The sequence below is a fragment of the Vibrio nomapromontoriensis genome, assembly GCF_050337205.1.
Taxonomy (GTDB): domain Bacteria; phylum Pseudomonadota; class Gammaproteobacteria; order Enterobacterales; family Vibrionaceae; genus Vibrio; species Vibrio nomapromontoriensis.
Window position 1 is genome coordinate 215,569 of sequence record NZ_JAKJSS010000008.1, and the last position, 19,129, is coordinate 234,697.

Annotated in this window: 22 protein-coding genes and 2 tRNA genes; 9 read left to right on the plus strand and 15 right to left on the minus strand. The window is 42.0% G+C overall.

The window, feature by feature from the left end; genetic code table 11:
• Positions 1–134 precede the first annotated feature (134 nt).
• From L4D05_RS08795 to L4D05_RS08830, 8 genes are all read right to left on the minus strand, one after another.
• On the minus strand, positions 135–1,046 hold the full coding sequence (locus L4D05_RS08795; RefSeq protein ID WP_428793681.1) for a galactosyltransferase-related protein: 912 nt from the start codon (positions 1,044–1,046) through the stop codon (positions 135–137).
• A gap of 17 nt (positions 1,047–1,063) precedes the next feature.
• Entirely contained in the window at positions 1,064–2,266 is a 1,203-nt protein-coding gene (locus L4D05_RS08800) for a type III PLP-dependent enzyme (RefSeq protein WP_428793682.1), read from the minus strand.
• Between the two features lie 23 nt (positions 2,267–2,289).
• Positions 2,290–3,591 carry a DUF6271 family protein gene (locus tag L4D05_RS08805; protein WP_428793683.1) on the minus strand — a complete coding sequence of 434 codons (1,302 nt, stop codon included), beginning with the start codon at positions 3,589–3,591 and terminating at the stop codon, positions 2,290–2,292.
• A 465-nt stretch (positions 3,592–4,056) separates the two neighbouring features.
• Positions 4,057–4,130 (minus strand) — tRNA-Cys (locus L4D05_RS08810).
• A 62-nt stretch (positions 4,131–4,192) separates the two neighbouring features.
• Positions 4,193–4,279, minus strand: a tRNA-Leu gene (locus L4D05_RS08815).
• A 306-nt stretch (positions 4,280–4,585) separates the two neighbouring features.
• The gene (locus L4D05_RS08820) at positions 4,586–5,155 is read right to left on the minus strand and encodes a YceI family protein (protein ID WP_428751303.1); all 570 of its coding nucleotides are present in this window, start codon (positions 5,153–5,155) and stop codon (positions 4,586–4,588) included.
• Positions 5,152–5,733, minus strand: coding sequence for a cytochrome b (locus L4D05_RS08825; RefSeq protein WP_428793684.1), 582 nt, complete (start codon positions 5,731–5,733; stop codon positions 5,152–5,154). Before L4D05_RS08825 ends, L4D05_RS08820 begins: the two co-directional genes overlap by 4 nt.
• A gap of 125 nt (positions 5,734–5,858) precedes the next feature.
• Complete coding sequence (locus L4D05_RS08830) at positions 5,859–6,092, minus strand: DUF2164 domain-containing protein (protein WP_428793685.1); 234 nt, start codon at positions 6,090–6,092, stop codon at positions 5,859–5,861.
• Positions 6,093–6,295: 203 nt separating this feature from the next.
• Between L4D05_RS08830 and L4D05_RS08835 the strand changes: the two genes are divergently transcribed.
• From L4D05_RS08835 to L4D05_RS08850, 4 genes are all read left to right on the plus strand, one after another.
• Complete coding sequence (locus L4D05_RS08835) at positions 6,296–6,940, plus strand: helix-turn-helix domain-containing protein (protein WP_428793686.1); 645 nt, start codon at positions 6,296–6,298, stop codon at positions 6,938–6,940.
• A 48-nt stretch (positions 6,941–6,988) separates the two neighbouring features.
• Positions 6,989–7,621, plus strand: coding sequence for a hypothetical protein (locus L4D05_RS08840; RefSeq protein ID WP_428793687.1), 633 nt, complete (start codon positions 6,989–6,991; stop codon positions 7,619–7,621).
• 128 nt (positions 7,622–7,749) lie between these two features.
• A complete protein-coding gene (locus tag L4D05_RS08845; protein ID WP_428751308.1) occupies positions 7,750–8,538 on the plus strand; it encodes a lipase family protein in 789 nt (262 codons plus the stop codon).
• A 281-nt stretch (positions 8,539–8,819) separates the two neighbouring features.
• The gene (locus tag L4D05_RS08850; RefSeq protein ID WP_428793688.1) at positions 8,820–9,641 is read left to right on the plus strand and encodes an EAL domain-containing protein; all 822 of its coding nucleotides are present in this window, start codon (positions 8,820–8,822) and stop codon (positions 9,639–9,641) included.
• Between the two features lie 10 nt (positions 9,642–9,651).
• Here L4D05_RS08850 and L4D05_RS08855 read toward each other — a convergent pair whose 3' ends face one another.
• Positions 9,652–10,518, minus strand: a complete 867-nt coding sequence (locus L4D05_RS08855; protein WP_428751309.1) for a hypothetical protein — start codon at positions 10,516–10,518, stop codon at positions 9,652–9,654.
• Between the two features lie 300 nt (positions 10,519–10,818).
• On the opposite strand from L4D05_RS08855, the gene L4D05_RS08860 reads away from it, so the two are divergent.
• Positions 10,819–11,460: an AzlC family ABC transporter permease gene (locus L4D05_RS08860; protein ID WP_428793689.1), complete on the plus strand. Its 642-nt coding sequence runs from the start codon at positions 10,819–10,821 to the stop codon at positions 11,458–11,460.
• On the plus strand, positions 11,457–11,771 hold the full coding sequence (locus tag L4D05_RS08865; protein ID WP_428751311.1) for an AzlD domain-containing protein: 315 nt from the start codon (positions 11,457–11,459) through the stop codon (positions 11,769–11,771). Before L4D05_RS08860 ends, L4D05_RS08865 begins: the two co-directional genes overlap by 4 nt.
• Positions 11,772–11,794: 23 nt before the next feature.
• Here L4D05_RS08865 and L4D05_RS08870 read toward each other — a convergent pair whose 3' ends face one another.
• The 4 genes from L4D05_RS08870 to L4D05_RS08885 form a co-directional block, all read right to left on the minus strand.
• Entirely contained in the window at positions 11,795–12,199 is a 405-nt protein-coding gene (locus tag L4D05_RS08870; protein ID WP_428751312.1) for a nitrous oxide-stimulated promoter family protein, read from the minus strand.
• Positions 12,199–12,675, minus strand: coding sequence for a LabA-like NYN domain-containing protein (locus tag L4D05_RS08875; RefSeq protein ID WP_428751313.1), 477 nt, complete (start codon positions 12,673–12,675; stop codon positions 12,199–12,201). Before L4D05_RS08875 ends, L4D05_RS08870 begins: the two co-directional genes overlap by 1 nt.
• 170 nt (positions 12,676–12,845) lie before the next feature.
• Positions 12,846–13,502, minus strand: a complete 657-nt coding sequence (locus L4D05_RS08880; RefSeq protein WP_428793690.1) for a potassium channel family protein — start codon at positions 13,500–13,502, stop codon at positions 12,846–12,848.
• A 16-nt stretch (positions 13,503–13,518) separates the two neighbouring features.
• Positions 13,519–14,037 carry an NUDIX hydrolase gene (locus tag L4D05_RS08885; RefSeq protein WP_265674006.1) on the minus strand — a complete coding sequence of 173 codons (519 nt, stop codon included), beginning with the start codon at positions 14,035–14,037 and terminating at the stop codon, positions 13,519–13,521.
• Between the two features lie 184 nt (positions 14,038–14,221).
• Between L4D05_RS08885 and L4D05_RS08890 the strand changes: the two genes are divergently transcribed.
• Entirely contained in the window at positions 14,222–15,760 is a 1,539-nt protein-coding gene (locus tag L4D05_RS08890) for a DUF3943 domain-containing protein (RefSeq protein ID WP_428793691.1), read from the plus strand.
• A gap of 250 nt (positions 15,761–16,010) precedes the next feature.
• Entirely contained in the window at positions 16,011–16,268 is a 258-nt protein-coding gene (locus tag L4D05_RS08895; protein WP_428751318.1) for a putative hemolysin, read from the plus strand.
• Positions 16,269–16,378: 110 nt separating this feature from the next.
• Here the strand turns inward: L4D05_RS08895 and L4D05_RS08900 are convergent, their stop codons facing one another.
• Both L4D05_RS08900 and L4D05_RS08905 read right to left on the minus strand, forming a co-directional pair.
• A complete protein-coding gene (locus tag L4D05_RS08900) occupies positions 16,379–16,762 on the minus strand; it encodes a nuclear transport factor 2 family protein (RefSeq protein ID WP_428793692.1) in 384 nt (127 codons plus the stop codon).
• A 126-nt stretch (positions 16,763–16,888) separates the two neighbouring features.
• Entirely contained in the window at positions 16,889–17,599 is a 711-nt protein-coding gene (locus L4D05_RS08905; protein WP_428793693.1) for a pseudouridine synthase, read from the minus strand.
• A gap of 244 nt (positions 17,600–17,843) precedes the next feature.
• Between L4D05_RS08905 and L4D05_RS08910 the strand changes: the two genes are divergently transcribed.
• Positions 17,844–19,079 (plus strand): leucine-rich repeat-containing protein kinase family protein, encoded by a 1,236-nt coding sequence (locus L4D05_RS08910; protein ID WP_428793694.1) that lies wholly within the window; start codon positions 17,844–17,846, stop codon positions 19,077–19,079.
• Positions 19,080–19,129 lie beyond the last annotated feature (50 nt).

Here is a 19,129-nt window from a genome sequence, read left to right on the forward strand (position 1 = left end):
ATTGGAGTCAGATACTAACAATAAGTGAGAGTTACTTTCGATAAGTGCCACTTCTACGTGAAATGGCACTGGCGCTCCCTAAAAAGCAGGGAAGCTTTTCTAACAATGCTGACTGTTATACACCCTTAGTTTGGCTAACTTAACTGTACTGTTGGATAATAGACAACCTTCCCATCTTCAATTAAATCATCTAAATTGACTCTTTCATGTCGGATAATTAACTCTTTAGCAAGATCATGACGAATAGGATTTGATAATAGTTCATTCGCAGGGAACTTAACAAGTGCCTCCTTGCTTTTCATACAATAGTCTATTAATTGATTATCGGTATAGCGAATTATCCGGTCCATAGCTTCACAATTAGCTAAATACTCAGGGTTCTCTGCAACCGTTTCATAAGTTGTACGCTTATGATAAAGATGATAAACGGGATTTTTGAATGTTTTAAACTTCAAGAAGCGTTCAATTTTGTAAGCAAAAACGTCATCTTCTCCTCCCCACCCCCAGAACTCTTCAGGCCAGCCGCCAATTTGAACAAAGTTTGATTTTCGAATCAGTACCATGCCACCACTAAAATTAAGAAAATCTCTACACTCAGATTTATCTTTTTCAGCAATGGGGTAATTTAACCTCATGTCGGGTGAGTTATGAACCATCTCACTTAAATCTGCAGGAAGATCAATAACGACATTGAAAGGATTCACTGCCTCAAATTCCTGTTGGCAACTGATGATACATCGGTTTAGATCTTCTGGGTCTATGATAATATCAGAATCAAGAAATATGAGCACATCATGACATGCAAGAATGGCGGCTTGATTCATGATTTTACTTTTATTAAATGGCTCAAGTTCATTTCCTACATAAATTTGATTAATGGTTCCTAGTTCGAGTGGAAATTCGGTCTTAGAGCCATGTTCAGCAAGTATTATTTCGCAACTAGGGTAATGGGTAATTACCCATTTCAACGTAGAAAAACAGTTTCGTTCTCTTTCACTACTTGCGTTCCTAAATGGAATAATAAAAGACACCACACTTGTATTCATTTATTTACCCTCTATATTCAACTCAAAGCAGGTTGTTCAATTAAGCTTGCTTGCATCGAACCATGCTCACTCCCGTTTTGCAAACTGTGCTTTAACGGAGCAAAACCATTAAAACCGACAGTAGCAAAACTCGCAGAATATGCGCCACATGAGAGTATTAATACAGGGTCCCCAGATTGTAGATCTTCAGGAACGAGAATTTGACTAGTTTCATCATTAATCACATCATACGAGTCACACGTTGGCCCAGCAACAATTGCCAGTACTAGCTTACTGTCCTTTCGCGTGGGGAAGCGCATTTTATATCTGATTTTGTCAGTTTCAAATAAACCATTAAATACTCCACAAGACAGATATAACCACCTCTCTCTAGTACCACATGGTTGAATCCGCTCAGATAAACGCACCACATGCGCACGAATCATACCACTATCAGCAACAATATAGCGGCCCGGCTCAGCGATAAAACGTAAGGAGTACCCTATGTCTTTTTGCAGCCGCGACATATTTTCACGAATTGTGCTAAATATTTTTGCTTCTGGTGGAGATAATTTATTTCCCTGCTTATCTAAATAGCCACTGCAAGGGAATCCGCCCCCTAAATTAATATACTCTATCTTTATGCCTTTAGATTTCAGGTTAAGCAAAACCTCTCTCCAGAGAGTAAATAACTTTTCCCACGCTGCAACTTCCATTTGTTGCGAGCCAACATGTGCAGATAGCCCCGCAGGCTTCAAACCGCTTCTCTTTGCTTCTATTAAAATTCGAACTGCTTCCTTTCCTGAGCAACCAAATTTTCTACTTAACTCCCACAGTGCGCCTTTGCCTTCATTAGCAATACGACAGCAAATTCGGCTGCCACTCGCGAGACGTGCTATCGCTTGAACATCGCCTATGTTATCGGTCACAAAATCACGAATATTTAAATAATAGGCATGACTAATATCTTTGTCCGACTTAATGGTATTGCCATAGTGAATTTTACTAACATCGCATCCAGATTTAATTGCTTGTAAAATTTCATTCACTCCTGCAGCATCAAAACCAGAGCCTTTTTCAACAAGCGACCTCAATACGCCATCAACCGGGCATGCTTTGATAGCGAATCGTATATCTACACCAGGTAGTTCATGCGATAACCTATCATATTGACACTCTATTCCTGCCAAATCGAACGTAATGGCATCGAAATTATCATCATTGTCTTCTTGATACTTCATCGTAATTTATCTTCCACTGATAATTAAATGCTAACTTGCTTCTTACTTGAATTTATTAGGGAAGACCAAACCCCCGTTAAAAATCTAAAGTCCTCCATATCAGCTTTGGCTTCGGATAATAACTCACTGAATCGAGCACTAATTATACATGAGAGTTTTTCATAACGACCGCCGAGTTTTGAATATTCTTTAATAATTATATTCAGCGTTTTTTTAGCTGTTTCCTGATCGAGTTTTAGACTTTCTTCTATCACTGCCAAAACAACTTCCGAATTAACTTGGTAATCATGGTCTAGTAGCTCTAATCCAAGCTCATCTAGTCTGGAAAAAATAAAACCGAAGTAATTAAGAGATACATAATACTTAACCAACCTAATTTGATAATCGAAGAAACCATCATCTGTTTTTCTTTCTGGGGTATGGTAGTTATCTATATGTCTATTGTGCTCTACACCTGGAAGTTTTGAGCTATTAACCATATGTATAAGAAAGTAGTCAGAAGCGATGGTAGACTTCGCCGGAGGAAGCGGTATTTTTTGGTGCACTTTATAGAAACTGACATTGCACATATCGACCGCATAGGGATCAACAGAGCATAGGCTCGACTTATCACCGTTAAATCGTTCTATTCCGTTACCTTTAAATGACTTCTCTACAAATTCTTTCCTCTGGGCCTCAGAGTAGCCGTCTGGAACATCAAGGCTAACAATTGTTTCATAAACATCTGAGTTTATGCTTTGCATCTCTTGAACATCTACAGACATAGCGCCAATAAAGGCGCCTCCGACCAATGAAACAGGCATCTGCTCTTGCTCAGGTAACAAGGTCACATAATCAACATTTCCAGATACATCATGAGCATTTTGAGATAAAGAGCGAAGCTCCTGGTAGATAGGAAAAATATATTCACCGTTGACTCTCTGTAATCGACTATCAGAATCTCTTCGGTGAATACTGTCACAACCAAAAGCGGTACTGATTAAAAAACCTCTATTCGTGCACGCCCCATAAGAACAGCCTTCAGGCAACATTATCGCTAACAGCCTTGCCATCACGTCATGCTGTTTTGCATCATTTATCACATTACGGATAAAGCTTTTCTGTCTCTCATCATCAAAATAAGAAACTGATACTTTATTTACGTGGTCATACTGCTTAACAGCTTCAAGGTTTGATCTATATTCATCCCCGCTTGAAGTATCTAAAATTAAAACATGAACAAGCACATTAAAATTATCAACCGCATATTTAGCTTCTTTGATCATCAAGCCAATCGCGTTGGCGCATTCTCGGTTGGTGGGTAAAAAAAGACAAATTTTCTTCACTAAAGCTCCTTATTATGCGAAGCCGCTGAACTAAAAATGTCATGCCTCAGCGATTTGTACACATAGACTGAATTGCGCTAAGTTTCTATTGCATATGCATACTCTTCCAGTTGCATGGCAGAAGTTTGCGAGCAGTACAACAAAAGAAACTAAACCAACAAAATAGTGGACATTGCCAAGTGTGACTGGGACAACGTGATACTGAAGTCGCTATTTAAACGCGGAGTGAGTATGTTGAATACGCGCTCACTGGCAAGTTAAACCTGAGTCGAGATTGGAGATGGGTATTCTTATGTGAAGACAGCAACAGCATACTGCTAAAAAAGCGCTGCATGCTCTTAGAATAGGAAAGCCCCCGCCAGCATGTACTGGCGAGAGCTTCAAATTTCAGGCATAAAAAAACCAGCCTTAGCTGGTGACTTTATCTCTCATCATCAAGGTATCATGTAATTTGATGATGAATATTGGAGGCGCCTCCCGGAGTCGAACCGAGGTCCACGGATTTGCAATCCGCTGCATAGCCACTCTGCCAAGGCGCCTTTATTTAGTGTTTATCGTTCACTGCACAAGTAGACTTACCTACACAACTGTAACAATGAGATGGTGCCCCGGGCCGGACTTGAACCGGCACAACGCGAACGTCGAGGGATTTTAAATCCCTTGTGTCTACCAATTCCACCACCAGGGCACATGCAAACACCATCATCCTCTCGCTTCACCGTGAGGACGAGACGTACTTTACCCCAAATAGAATTTTGGTCAACCGTAAATTCTTACTTTATGAATCATATGGTTAAAATCCCAACTAACTGCACAAAGCCCCACCAAAATGACGATACTAACTTGCCCGTAGTTAGTGTTGTAAATGGCGAGGTTTTAATTCTCGAAGATTATCCGGCAGTGTTAACCGGTCGTTATTCCTGAGACATAAAAAAACCCTGACCGTCTAAATCAGGGTTTTACCTCTAAGAAGTCACTAATTAAAGATTCACGCTTATTTTTTCACACCTTCAATGTGCAGTTCCATATCAACGTAGCTTGATGCGCCCATAACAGGAATCTTAAAGTCCACTAACTCCAAACGAGTGGTTCCATAAAACCCAGCGCGCTCACCGCCCCATGGGTCTTGGCCTGCGCCAATAAACTCAGCGTTTATGGTAATCGGCTGGGTCACGCCATGAAGGGTAAGATCACCCATAATGTCTAACTTGCCATCACCATTGTCTTTCACACCTGTACTTTTAAACACTGCCTCACCGTACTTACCTGCATCGATAAAATCTGAGCTACGAATGTGCTTATCACGTTCGGCATGATTCGAGTCCAGACTTGTTGTGTCAACGGTGACTTCCACCGAAGAAGCAGCAACGTTTGCTGGGTCATAGCTAAACTGACCAGAGAAGTCGTTAAAACGACCTTGAATAAAGCTGTAACCTAAATGGCTCACCTTAAAGTTCACTGAGGCGTGTGCGCCTTTAGTATCAATAGCGTAATCAGCGGCATTTGCACCTAGTGGCAACATCATTGCCACTGCCATTCCTGTAGCGATTAGTGTCTTTTTCATTTCGAAACTCCTAACATTTTTCGAAGAGTATTATCTTTATTGATAAAGTGATGCTTTAAGGCAGCTAATGCATGCCCTGCAGCGGCTAAAATAACAAACCAAGCGGCATAAAAATGAACCTCTCCTGCAATATCAGATTGATTTGCAAAGAGCTCACCTAATGCTGGAACCGTAAACCATTCAAAAACATCGATACCTCGACCGTCTGAGGTTGATATCAAATAACCACTGATGAAAATGACAAACAGCGCGATGTACATCATCAAGTGACCAACTTTTGCACCAATCTTCTCAATGGGAGAACCCTCTGCATTTGGTGTTGGTGTCATCTGTTTCCAAATTAACCTGAAGACAGTTACCACCGCTAACAGTATGCCCACAGATTTATGCCAGTGAGGCGCAGTTTTATACCATTCACTGTAATATGTAAGATCAACCATCCAAAGTCCGACTGCAAACATACCAATAATCACCAAAGCGGATAGCCAATGCAGTGCCATTGAGACTGAGTTGTAATTTTGAACCGAGGTTGTTGCCATTTTCTGTTCCATGTATTGATACCAATTCTCATTCGTCATATTAACGACTATTTAACGCTTGAGATACAGTATTTACTTAAATTGACATTACGACGACATGGGTAGCTTGATAAAGTCATTCAATTTTTTCGAACTAACTTAACGACAACCATTAAACCCAAACCTTAGTCTAGCGGCATCTCTATTTCATACAGCTCATCACCAATATCAAGCACTCTACGTTCGAGTACAGCTTTCGCATCCTCTAAGCCCTTATTGTAAAAGGCCGGACCAAGTTTTTTGATAAGAAAATCCAATAAAAACTCAGCATCAAATTGCCCTAACTCTTGCTCCAATTCATCAGAAAAGTACTGTTGCAATTGGATAATAATGTCATTTCGTTGCTTTTGTTCAAACATCGTGCCCTTCTCTTTTACTCAATAGGTATCACATAATGTTACATTTTAGTCGCCATCACGCACAGGGTTTTTAATGATTCAAGTTTCAACACTCCATCCATATAAGTTATTCCAAGCACCTCTCATTATTACGATTATTTATGAATCCTTGTTTCATTTTTGAAACCAAACCACTATGCTGAGAGCAAATTTATGGAGGAACCATGGACACAGGGTATCAAGAACGCATCACTCAATTATTAAAAGAAAATGGAGTGACCAACCACGAGCTCGCCGAAGCTATTGGAAAAGGTAAGGCGACCATTGGACGCTATCTAACAAAAGGTGCCACAAGAACCTACCCTTCAATAGAGGATCTCTCCCTCATTGCTCAGTATTTTCAGGTTCAACCTCACTGGTTATGCTTTGGCATTGGCGATAAACATACCCACGCGCAAACATTAACAAACGCGGTAAACATCGAAGCATCTACCGTTAGTGTTTATACAAGATCTGAAGTCCCACACCTACTAAGCGGTGAACAAGCCAACGCTGTTGGCTCGATTCCAGTTCCTACAAAACATAACAACTGTTTCGGGGTGTTATACCCTGTGTCTGGTGCTCTATCATATAAATGGGACTGCGTGGCACTTGTCGAACAAGGTAAAGAATGGGTGAATGACGATATTGTCTTAGCTCGTTTGCCAGGCAATGATTACCCCGAGTTTTTCACATTAGTCAAAATTGGTGCCGTTATTCATGTTTGGTATGGCGATGACACATCTAAAAATGCCATTCATCAAGTGATGGATGATGAAATAGACATTATTGGTGTGGTGCGCTGGGGAACGTGGTCCAAGCGTAGCTAATTGAAAAACGCTGTATTTTATTAATACCGCTAGGTTAAGGAATAGACCGTGCTTCTAGATGTTGTTGTTCATAGCTTAAATCAATTTGAAGAAGACTGCTTAAAGCTATGTGCTCATCACTACCCTGCTGTTCACAATAAGGGAATGACTGAGCACCACTTGGCTCTAGCATTTGTCAAACGGCTCGTAGCAAACCAAACTGGCGTAAATCAACACTGTGAATATGCGTCGATTGAATTAAATAAGCGCTCAGAAGCACCACAGCATTACCGAGTCTCTTCATCTCAGGGCACTGTTTGGGTGATCACGCATCACTTTGTTAACGCTAGCCCTTCGAGCCGAGAGCGTTTGATTGAAAAAATTCAAGAATGGCAATCAGAATATCGATTTGCCATCCAACCCCATGATTTACTCGTGCTCATCGCCGATCACTGGATGAACCGCAATATTTTTAGTAGAGAAATTATCCACTGGTGGACACATCAATTACCAGAAGACAGTGATTTATACACTCAGCAAGGCGTCAAGCTTGCCGAAAGCCCAAGTTATTTACGCCAACGTCTAATGGCTCGCAACCAACTAACACCGCGTTATATTTACTATTCTCACCCTATTAAGCGTGCTCGGCACGGAGATTCACTTAAAAAATACGTACAACTTTATGCCATTGTTCAAAGCTAGTTCATGAATCTCAATCAAGTGAACACATGACTGTCCCACTCCAGTTATTGTCATCAAAGGTTAATGAGAGTTTCGCATAGTAAGCAATATATTTGCATTCGCTCTGTTAGCTCTGGCCTCACCTATCCATGAAAAGCCTTAAACGATATCAATATGAACGTTACGCCGTACTCTGCAATCTCGCTTACCCTCGCATATTTAAGCAAACACGATATGGATTTGACCCAAACGGTCAAAGAACAGTGACTAACCGAGCGGGGAAAACCGTCGTTAGGATTTTATGGAGCAAGCATAAAGAAGAAGCCATTATCGTCATCAAAGGTTCTCATAGCTTAAGCGATTGGTTACTTAATTTCGCGTTATGGCAACGTTCATGTGCTTCATTCGGTCTCGACTACTCTATCCATGCAGGGTTTCACTTTATACTCAATCAAGAAAGCCAGCCAAGCCATAAATTGGACGCGCTCGGTTTATCACTGTTTGAGCGTACTATGATGATAGCCAGTGGGCTCATTGAAAACGGCAAGAGAATTACGATTACCGGGCATTCATCGGGCGGAGCGATCGGGTGCGTGATAGCAGATGCATTGGAACTGAAACACCCTAAATCAATTAAACGAATAGTGACATTTGGGCAGCCTGCAATCGGAGGATGGCGCTTCAAAAAACGTTTTAAACTGGCTCACAAGACCTATCGAATCTGCTGTGATCTGGATATCGTCACTTTTCTGCCGCCACTACCCTTTGCTTATTGGCACGTTGGTAAAATGTTATGGCTCTATAATGGTCGTATTTTTGAGAATACTCCCTCGGTCGTTCGATTTAGCCGATCGGTCATTTCTTGGCTCATTCGACCATTTTCTTATCACTTAATGAGTAAATACATTCGCAATAAAGATTATTTTGACAACCGATAAATGAGAGGTCTGTCGATATTTTGGTTAAATATAAAATAATTTTTAATTGCTCGAAAAACAATCAGCTATTTTCACCGTCATTGCGCTTCGTCAATTTTTAAATAAATATTGCTATTTATAAAATGGATTCTATAAGAAACAATGAATTGTATCACTAAAATTGCTAGGTATGTTTGCCGCATACACCATTTTCAAAGCGCTAACATTCAATATCCAAACCAACTGACCACCTTTCATAACAGTAGTGAATTTGACTTATTTTTCACCCATGACATTATTATATGAATACCTTGAATATAAATGCCACTTTCATGCTACTCACAGACAAGCACCAATTTACACAACGGATTAAAATCGATCATACTGGATGCTATGTCGCAAAATATAAAGACCTTACACTAAAAAGTGTTTTTCAACCGATCTTCTGTCGTGCTGGCACTATTATTGGTATGGAAGCTTTGGTTCGCCTTTATGACCAAAACAATCAACCTATCCCGCCTAATCTCTTTTTCCAGAACGAAGACATTCCTTTATCTGATCAACTTAACGTCGATCGCTTGAGTCGAGTCGTTCATATTCGAAACTTCAGTATGTCCGCCTATCGTGAAAGGCTGCTATTTCTGAATTTCTTGCCTATCTCGAGCGAACGATTAGCCGCGGAAGGACTGCAATCATCGCTGTTGATGTCTCGCTTAAAAGCGCTGCAGATCGACTGCAGGCGTGTCGTAGTGGAATTGGTCGAGCTTACCGCGTTCAGCCCAAGAACATTGGCTTCTGCGGCTAGGCACTTAAGTGACGCTGATTTTCTCATTGCAATTGACGATTTCGGCTGTAAGGAATCAAACCCAGAAAGGGTGGCGTCCGTTTCCCCAAACATACTGAAATTTGACCGCCAATTGTTGTTAGATTATATCGCAGGTAATCAAGCACCACTCATTGATGGTATCGCGCTCGCAAAAGAAAATAACGCAAAAACAGTGATTGAAGGAATCGAAACGGAAGAACAATTAACCTTGATGAGATCGTTAGGCTTTGATTTTTATCAAGGTTTTCACCTTGCGATGCCAATGATGCTTGAACCCAGGCTCAAGCAAGTCGTCTAACCAAGCTCTACTAGAAGCGCTTACCAAGCATAAACGTCACACCTTCACGCGTTTTTCCGCTTTGCGCCATCAAAGATGCTTCCCAGTTCTCTGCAAAGCCTTTTTGAAGCCCCACCATCGTCGACCAACGACTAGAAGATTGCGTCGCACTAAACTTAATATCACCCAATTTACCCTTTAGCTGTCGTTGATAATCCTGATATTGACCACCGATCACAATTCGCCAACCGCTATCACCAATATTTAAACCAACGAGAGGAGTAATAACCAACGCATCTAAGCTCACGCCCACTCCGGAAACCGACGTAGATACATACTGCGCATCAATGGTTCCAAAAAAATTCTTATGCCCATATGCTAGCGTACTGCCCACTGCTGTGACGGTAGAAGTGGTTGCCATACCATTCATTTCCAAGCGAGCTAAGTTGCCATTAGAGAAATCATTTACCCCAATTGAAATATTAGAAGATGTCACCGCTTTACCAATCATGGCATTGAACCCCCAAAAAGGCAGCACCCATACATCACCGCGAACTGCGACGATACTGGTTGTGTTGGTCGTTGAACTTCCACCGCTCGGTAAAAGGTCATCAACAGACTCGCCATCAATTTTGAAATCACCCAAGTTCATTAGATCTTCTTGCTGGTGAGTAAACAATGAGATGCCGATCGGTTTCGGCAGCGTAATTCCCATATCACGCACTCTATCGCCAAAGAACGGTAGTGTTCGCCCGTAATCTTCATCTTTTGATGGCGGCGTCTCTACTGCCCAACATGTTGCTGCTGTCAAAGGAAACGCTAAAGCCAAGTAAACCCCTATCTTAATGACAGAGTTCAATAAATGATTAAGTGATAAAAAGTAAGTTGGTATATTCAAGCAAAAGCGCCTAACTAAAATTTGGGTGGTGATTCTAGCAAGGTTATTAAAACAAAAATAATTCACATTTAGCATGCCTAACCACTTGAAAATACACAGCACCGATGCAACATAACCCTTATCAAACGTAAAGCAATAGCCAGTGACCGTAACAATTACCCGCGAATTCAACTCCGAATACGCAAACAAATAAACAAGTAAGTAAGCAAGGAACGCATGCCAAACCATATCGCAAGAAGTAAACGTCAGAATGATGCCCCCGCCGAGAGGTTGCCTTTATTTCTCAAAGGGTGCCTTTCAATGATGCCTCTAAGTTTAGCTGTCGTGCCATGGGGCTTTTTAGCTGGCTCCTTTGCTATTGAATCAGGGTTAACTTTATTTGAAGGTCAAGCCATGAGCGCCATATTATTTGCCGGCGCCGCGCAGCTGGTTGCCATGGGGATGATCAAATCTGGTGCGACGCTGCTGACTATGGTGGTCACTATTTTCTTTATCACCTCCCGACATTTTCTTTACGGCCTATCTATGAGGGACTCGATCTCTCCGTTGCCGTTAAAATGGCGCCTTGGACTTGGCTTCCTATTAACGGACGAGTTATTTGCTCTATGTGGGCACCAATCGCCGCAGAAATTTAACCGCTGGTTTGCACTCGGTGCAGGACTATCCTTTTATTTGATTTGGAATATCGCGACATTGATTGGTCTTATTATTGGTAGCCAAATTCCTGACTTACAGCAATATGGCTTGGAGTTTGCCGTCGCAGCAACATTTATTGCCATCGTCATTCCAACAATAAAATCTTTAGCGACATTTCTCGCCACCTTTTCCGCCCTCGTGACCGCTGTTGTATTAGCAGCAATGAACATTGAGATGGGGTTAGTCATCGCCAGCGTTGTTGGGATGAGTGTTGGCTATATGGTGGAAGGGAGAGTTAAGTCATGATTTTCGCGATAATTTTAATTCTAACGTCTATTGTCTTCGCTAGCCGTTATCTATTTCTTGAGCCTAAACTACCGCTTCGAATCAGTGCCAGTGCAAAACGCTTTCTAAGCTACGCCAGTCCAGCAGTACTCACCGCTATTTGGGGACCCATCGTGTTTCTTCCACATGGAGAGCTTAACTGGAGTGACAACTGGCCGTACTGCTTAGGTGCTATTTTTGCCATTATCTGCGCTAAAGTCACAAACAATGTCTTGTTAACCACGATCGTCAGTATCGCGTTCTTTTTGTTATTAAAGCTCACCGTATTTTAAGCGGTGAGCCTTGATAGAAAAGATTACTCACCACGTTTTTTTCGCTGCGAGCGATTTGATAGACCCGCTTCTGGCTTGGCAGGGACTGCCCTTCTCTCGTGTAAGAGGTGGCGAATAGACAAGATAGGATGAGGAAATAACATCCTCGGACCAGCATAACGCATCACGGCTTGCATCTGTTCTTTAGGTTGCGGTTTATAGCAATGGATGGGACATTTATTACAGGTGGGCTTAGTCTGCCCATACGGGCATCGATCTAGACGCATTTCTGCGTAGTCAAGTAGCTCACAGCATGACTCACATAACCCCGTACTTTGACGAGTGTTCTGGTGATGATCACGGCAATATATTGCGACCATCGCTTGCACCGTTTTAAACTCTGTTGCTAGCTCCCCGGATAACAAGCTTAACTCAGATTTAATCGTCATTAGTAAATCAACAACGTATCATCAATAGGTTGATAGTCGTCAGCAACTTCAATCAAATTATTCGCGGTTAATGAACGCGCACTTATGACTGTCACTTTCTTACCGAGACGTTGCTGGATTCGTTCCACGAGAATTTGAAAGTCACCATCTCCTGACAATAAAACAATGCGATCAACATCGGTAGCAAGTTCGATCGCATCTAAAGCGATCCCAACATCCCAATCCCCTTTTGCACTGCCATCTGAGCGCTGGATAAATGGCTTAAGATGAACCTTAAAACCAATGCCTCGCAAAATGTGATGGAATTGTCTTTGTTTAGGATCGGTAGAGGAAATGGCGTACGCATTGGCCGATTTAATTTGATAGTGCTCAGACAGTTGGCGCCATAGCGCATTGTAGTCAAAACGACTTTTGAAAGCTTGGCGTGTGGTGTAGTAAATATTTTGAACGTCAACAAGGACTGCGATGGTTTCCATAACTTCGACCTGAGCGGATTTTGTCACATCATAACAGATCTCTGTTGCCCGTGGATGCATTCCATCACGACGTATCGTTATACCATCGAAAAAGCCTCCAATTATGACCATAAATTGGAGGCTTGCTCTGCATAAATGATTAACGAACACTACGTTAAATCAATAGTAGATTACTCATTTTTCTGTGCCAGATGGCTACTCACTAGGCTCGCCACCATGATCGCAAGGTAAAAGCTGCCTGTGATTGACTCCAAAAAGACGAAAAATTTGGGAATCGCGAGCGTTGGCGAAATGTCACCGTAACCAACTGTCGTGAGCGTGATAAAACTAAAATAGATCACTTCAAACAAGTTATCTAACCATGGTTTATGTGTTATCCCATTGAAAGGATCGACAAACAGCTCCAATTGAATCAGGTAGATAAACGTAAAGCTCAATCCAAACAGCAAATACACACAAATCGAACCCACTATTTGATTCAACGTGACCCTTTTCGCCATCACTACCTGCTTTAGCGCTGAATACGTTTGTGCGAGTACAAAACACAACATCGCTGACATCGTTATTAAAGATAAATCTTTATTTTCAAACAGAGTAATCGTACCCGAGGTAACAATAACCACCAGCATCACGGCATACCAAGAGCGATAGAAAGTCTGCTTACGATGAACACCAACAATCGACGTAGACATACAAAGTACAAGTAGCGCCAATACATACGACTGCGCATCGTCTTTAAATTGGTGGACAACGGCACTCAGGAAAAATAGAACCAATAACGAGCCCAGCAAAAAGAAAAAGTTATCGTCTTTAGTCACTAGTTTCAAAACTGTCTCTCCTCAATTACAGCATTTCTTTGGCGATTAAATGCAGCAGGTATGTTTCTCTTTCGATACTCATACCTTTTTTATCACTTTCAGCAATGGTCTTCTCATTGAAAGCTATCGCTTCATGTATATTAATCCAAACTGGCTTCATACCATTTTTGATTTCATAATCCTCGTAAGCGGTTTTACCCAGCTGTCGGTCAACCTTACAAGAATAACAGTAGGACACCATATGAACGACATCCGCATCCTGTTTATGCCAAGGACGAAATTCTTCATAAATACCAAACGGTTTAATACCATGAATATTCTTAGCACCCGTTTCTTCTTCTAGCTCTCTGACCATACCAGCGATGACATCTTCCCCCTCATCTAATCCACCACCCGGTAGAGAGTAGTCATGATAACGCTCGGTATACAGTAATAAGATCTGTTCTCCGTCTATCGCTATCGCTCGGGTCGCCTTTCGATGGTAAATTTTTTTGTCGTCCAAATGATCAATATCTGGATGAATCGCGGTAGTAATCTTTCTCATGTTCTGCTCGACAACGTGGTAATACTGCGAGAAGTCTATCACACAAATGAACATTTACACTTTGACACAGTTTTATTGTTATTTCAGAAGGGACTATCATAAATGAACGCTGTATTATTACTCCCTCGCTTAAAGGGATGTTAAGCAACTAAACACTACACTGTGAGCTAAGTCCCTTTATATTATGAATGTTTATCCATCGCTAATTCCCGTCTCTCCCCAAACGACAACACCAAAGTCACTGGTAACGCTATCTGTCATCACTGTCGCGCTCTCTAGTCTATACACCCCTTGGGCGAATGCGACGCAGCAAGTAGACACCAGTACCGACGATTCAGCATTGACTCAAGAAGACTTGCTAAAACAAGCGGTCACGGCTGAAGAACCTTTGAGTCACCAAGCGTTGACTGCTCAACAATATCGCACTTGGAATGAACTCGGCTATCGCTCTATTTCCACCAATAGTAGTTTTGAAGAATTGCGTCAAAACGAAACTACAGTTGAGCAAGTCAGTTTTTATGACTCACCTTATCAAGTGTCTCTATTCAACCCTCAAAATGGTGAAGATAGCGAGCGCCTTTGGTCGCAAACTAAGTCTATCTTTGCTTACGGTGTGGGTGTTGCGGGTGTGTTGGCACTTATGCCTGAATCCATTACAAACTGGGAAAAAGACGACGTTCAACTCATGAATAAATGGTGGGACAACGTTCAATCCGGTCCGGTATGGGACCGAGATGACCACATTATCAACTACATTGGTCACCCTTATTTTGGTGGAGTTTATTACCAAGCAGCAAGAAAATCTGGCTATCGCCAATGGGATGCTTTCATGTATTCCACGTTAATGTCCACATTTTACTGGGAATACGGCATAGAAGCATTCGCTGAAATACCATCCATTCAAGATCTTGTCGTCACCCCTACTCTTGGTTGGGTATATGGTGAATGGGCATTTAATAAAGAAAAAGAGATTCGCCTCGGCGGCGGAACAGTTTGGGGATCCGACGCACTCGGCTCGACAGCACTGTTCTTCTTAGACCCTGTCGACAGCCTTGGTCGCGGCGTCAACAACGTTGCGGGCAGAGAGATCGTGAAGGCTGGTACTGGCTTTGTCGGTGCGCATTCCAATGTCCTTAGAAATGGCGAAGTGGAAACCAAATATCAAGTTCAAGTGCAATATGCCTTTGGCGCTGGTGAGACCGATGACAGCTTGAAGCGTCGCCAGAAGAAAAACTACCATCAATACACGGATGATCCAGTCACATACGGCATTGTTGGTGTCAGCGCTGGATTTGCCTACCCTCAGCTAGATAAAGAACGTAACCTCAAAAACGACTTTGCCCCAGCATTTACACTGGGACTTTATTTCACAGAGCAGTTCTCGACGCGTCTTGGCTATATGCAAGGCAACTACGAGTCAACCGTGAGCAACCAAAAGCATGTTTATGAAAACTACAGTTTAGATTTTCAATACTATTTACTCCCTGGTAGCCCAGTAAAGCCATACCTCAATGCCGGTGTGGGTGAGGCAATGCTTGATAAAGATCGAGATACTAAAAAATTACAGTGGAATATTGGTACGGGTGTTCATTACTCAATCAATGCCAATTGGTCTCTACAAGCGGATTGGAAGTATGCCTACCACCGCAATTCTGGTGCGCGAGATCATCTATTGGGCTCTCGTTTAGTCTACCGATTTGGTGAAGGCAATAAATACATCTAACTCAACAAATACATCTAACTCAATAAACGCTCCCTTCGCTTTTCGTTAGTTAACACAAAGCCAGGGAGAGCCTCTACTTGCTATCGTTAATGGGTAACCTAACGAGATCATCTTGTAGGAATTTTAGTCGCAAGCACAAAATCACGGCAATTTGGTGAATAAATGTAAATATTTTGACCGAATCAAAACATTTTTTCTCTGAGATCTCCTACACTTAACCGAAAGTCAGATTTCCAGTTTAGGAGAACAAATGAAAACAGCAAAATGGATGATTGGTGCGATTGCAGTGGGTATTATGGCAGGTTGTGCAAGCGAGCCTGACGAATATGATGTCGATGAAATCACAGCCATTAGCGATCCTGCTTACGTTTATTGTGTTGAGCAAGGCAATAAACTCGCGCGCGTATCAGAAGGCGGCAAACGTGTCCCATACTGCATAATTTCAGACGAAGAAAAGTACACAGTTTGGGACTACTACGAAAATAGAAACAAAAAAGAAGAAAACTAATACCAACATAATGGGCACTCGACAGCAGTGCCCATTATTTAACCACTTTCATTTAAACACCTTAATTTAGCCACTTTAGTATCCGTACCTACTCTTCCACAATAATCTTATTAGAACATTGAATGACCATTCAATGAACGATCCGGTATCTGTTGAATCGCGTCCCAGTGCTCCACAATTTTTCCATCATTATCAAATCGGAAAAAATCCATGGTGACGTACTCGTCTCCATCGGGCCACTGTTGGTGAGTATGCAATGCGACTAAATTTCCTTCACCAATCATACGCAAAAACTCGATATTCTTTTGAGGATATTCCGTAGCCATTTGTTGAAAGTAATCTATAAACCCTTGCTTGCCATCCATGACAACGGGGTTGTGCTGGATGTATTCGTCGCCAACATACTGCTCTACTGCTTTTTCCGGACAACCTGAGTACGACATCCTGTAAAATTCGACAGCATGCTTTTTATTTTGCTCAACTTGACTGTTCATCGCCAACCTCCCAATTCGCATTTACGCTAAACCGTAGGCGTTGTTCGCAAGAAATACCAGTTCTCGTACCACTGTAATTGACAGGTCTTAGGCTCCCAAACCCAAACTGTAAATAATTAGTAAGTATTATTCACCCTCTTGGCGATCTCTATGAAAGAAGCTTTCTACTTCTAACTGCGTTAAATAGCGCCATTCCCCAGGTTCAACGTCCAGCTGTATATCACCAATCCGCTCACGGTGAAGTTTCACGACTTTATTGCCAATGCTTGCAAACATACGTTTCACTTGATGAAATTTGCCTTCTGTTATTGTTAAACGTACATCCTGAGGGGTAATAATGTTTAAGATGGCTGGCTTCGTCAGGTGCGTTTCTCCTTGCAACTGAACCCCATATTTAAACTTACCAACGGCATCGGTATCAATAGGTTTTGATAAACCGACACGATAAACTTTGCTACATTGTTTCGAAGGCGTAATAATATTGAAAGACCAACGCCCATCATCGGTAATGAGTACCAGCCCTGTCGTGTCAGCATCTAAGCGGCCAGCGATATGAAGTTCATCACGGTGTGCGACATCAATATTGTTGAATAGTGAGGGATAAACTTCATCAATATTTGAGCAAATCGTCCCTGCCTTCTTATTCAGTAGTAGGTAACGAAACGGACGACACAATAGCTTCACTCCGTTCAATGTCACTTGGTTATTTTCATGTACCTGAGTACGTTCACTTGTCATCGTTTGCCCATTAACGCACACCTCGCCGCATTCAATCACTGAGCAGGCTTGCGCACGTGTCAGTTCGGTGCTTTTACAGACAAATCGATCTAAACGCATTTCATTATTCTCCTAATAGTCTTCGCCGCCATTATGCGCACTAAGCAATATTTAGCAATGCTTAGCAATGCTTAGCAATGCTTAGCAATGCTTAGCAATGCTTAGCAAGTCCACTGATGCCAGAAAAATCGACAACTTTAGAAGACGTATTGCGATTTTAATTGCGCCTAGCTCTACACAACCTACGGGTATTTCGCGTAGACTAGCCACGTTTAAAATCACTACCTAGTATGGACAAATCATTTTGCAGACGCTTTCACAGCTCCAATCCGGCGAACTTTCTGGCACAACTCATCTCAAATTATCCGAATCACTGACCACTTTCCCATTAGAGATTTTATCGCTTGCCGATAGCTTAGAAGTTCTCGATTTGTCGAATAACTTACTCACATCACTACCTGATGAATTAGAAACATTCAGCAAACTCAAAATCGTGTTTGCCTCCAACAACCTATTTGACACCTTGCCTTCCGTCTTAGGTCGCTGCCCTAACTTAGAAATGGTCGGCTTTAAAGCGAATAACATCAAGCATGTCCCAGCAGAATCATTACCAAAGCGTTTACGTTGGCTTATCTTAACGGATAACCAGATTTCATCTTTGCCTGATTCGTTAGGTGAACGACCTCGATTGCAAAAGTTAGCCCTAGCAGGAAACCACTTAACGGCGCTACCAAGCACTATCGAGAACCTGCATAACCTTGAACTGGTGCGGATTTCTGCTAACCAATTAACGCAATGTCCAGACTTATTACTATCATTACCTAAGCTGGCATGGCTTGCCTTTGCTGGCAATCCATTTTGTCAATCCGACATTAATATTCAGTCTGTTCCTAAAATCAAAGCCACGAGTTTTACTTTGCAAGAAACATTGGGGCAAGGCGCATCGGGTGTGATTTCTAAGGCGACATGGAACCAAGCGCAAGCAACGCTACCGCAAGAGATCGCGGTCAAGGTGTTTAAAGGCCAAGTGACGAGCGATGGTTACCCAGAAGATGAACTGCAAGCTTGCTTAAAAGTCGGAAATCACCCCAACCTCGTTCAATCTTTAGCGCAAGTGCATGAGGAAAACTACTTAGCTTTGATCATGAACTTAATCCCAGCTCACTATAAAAACTTAGGCTTGCCCCCTTGCCTAGACAGCTGCACGCGAGACACTTTTGAGCCAAACTTTACCTTACCCATTGAAAAAATTGAAAAAATCATTACGCAGATGGAAGACGTATTTGAGCATTTACACTCAAATCAAGTGTGTCATGGCGACCTGTATGCGCACAACACGCTTGTTGATGAAGCGGGTAATATTATATTTGGTGATTTTGGTGCCGCCACCATGTATCACATGCTATCAAGCCAGCAACAAAACAAAGTAAAAACCATAGAGCAGCGCGCACTTAAACACTTCATTGATGACCTGCTAAGTATTTGTGCTAAGCAGGACATTAACACCAAGAAATACAAGGCGTTGCGAGAGAAAACATAACCGCCTTTCTCGATATCAGGCTGAGATGATTTCCGAATATGCGAATCGTT

Bases quoted from the DNA above. Each gene is read 5' to 3' on its own strand.
- L4D05_RS08870 (WP_428751312.1), bottom strand. From the start codon at position 12,199: ATGACGATTAAATCTGAGTTAAGCTTGTTATCCGGGGAGCTAGCAACA.
- L4D05_RS08845 (WP_428751308.1), top strand. From the start codon at position 7,750: ATGAAAAGCCTTAAACGATATCAATATGAACGTTACGCCGTACTCTGC.
- L4D05_RS08830 (WP_428793685.1), bottom strand. From the start codon at position 6,092: ATGTTTGAACAAAAGCAACGAAATGACATTATTATCCAATTGCAACAG.
- L4D05_RS08865 (WP_428751311.1), top strand. From the start codon at position 11,457: ATGATTTTCGCGATAATTTTAATTCTAACGTCTATTGTCTTCGCTAGC.
- L4D05_RS08875 (WP_428751313.1), bottom strand. From the start codon at position 12,675: ATGGAAACCATCGCAGTCCTTGTTGACGTTCAAAATATTTACTACACC.
- L4D05_RS08885 (WP_265674006.1), bottom strand. From the start codon at position 14,037: ATGAGAAAGATTACTACCGCGATTCATCCAGATATTGATCATTTGGAC.
- L4D05_RS08820 (WP_428751303.1), bottom strand. From the start codon at position 5,155: ATGAAAAAGACACTAATCGCTACAGGAATGGCAGTGGCAATGATGTTG.
- L4D05_RS08860 (WP_428793689.1), top strand. From the start codon at position 10,819: ATGATGCCTCTAAGTTTAGCTGTCGTGCCATGGGGCTTTTTAGCTGGC.
- L4D05_RS08800 (WP_428793682.1), bottom strand. From the start codon at position 2,266: ATGAAGTATCAAGAAGACAATGATGATAATTTCGATGCCATTACGTTC.
- L4D05_RS08900 (WP_428793692.1), bottom strand. From the start codon at position 16,762: ATGAACAGTCAAGTTGAGCAAAATAAAAAGCATGCTGTCGAATTTTAC.
- L4D05_RS08905 (WP_428793693.1), bottom strand. From the start codon at position 17,599: ATGCGTTTAGATCGATTTGTCTGTAAAAGCACCGAACTGACACGTGCG.
- L4D05_RS08850 (WP_428793688.1), top strand. From the start codon at position 8,820: ATGAATACCTTGAATATAAATGCCACTTTCATGCTACTCACAGACAAG.
- L4D05_RS08835 (WP_428793686.1), top strand. From the start codon at position 6,296: ATGGACACAGGGTATCAAGAACGCATCACTCAATTATTAAAAGAAAAT.
- L4D05_RS08795 (WP_428793681.1), bottom strand. From the start codon at position 1,046: ATGAATACAAGTGTGGTGTCTTTTATTATTCCATTTAGGAACGCAAGT.
- L4D05_RS08825 (WP_428793684.1), bottom strand. From the start codon at position 5,733: ATGACGAATGAGAATTGGTATCAATACATGGAACAGAAAATGGCAACA.
- L4D05_RS08890 (WP_428793691.1), top strand. From the start codon at position 14,222: ATGAATGTTTATCCATCGCTAATTCCCGTCTCTCCCCAAACGACAACA.
- L4D05_RS08895 (WP_428751318.1), top strand. From the start codon at position 16,011: ATGAAAACAGCAAAATGGATGATTGGTGCGATTGCAGTGGGTATTATG.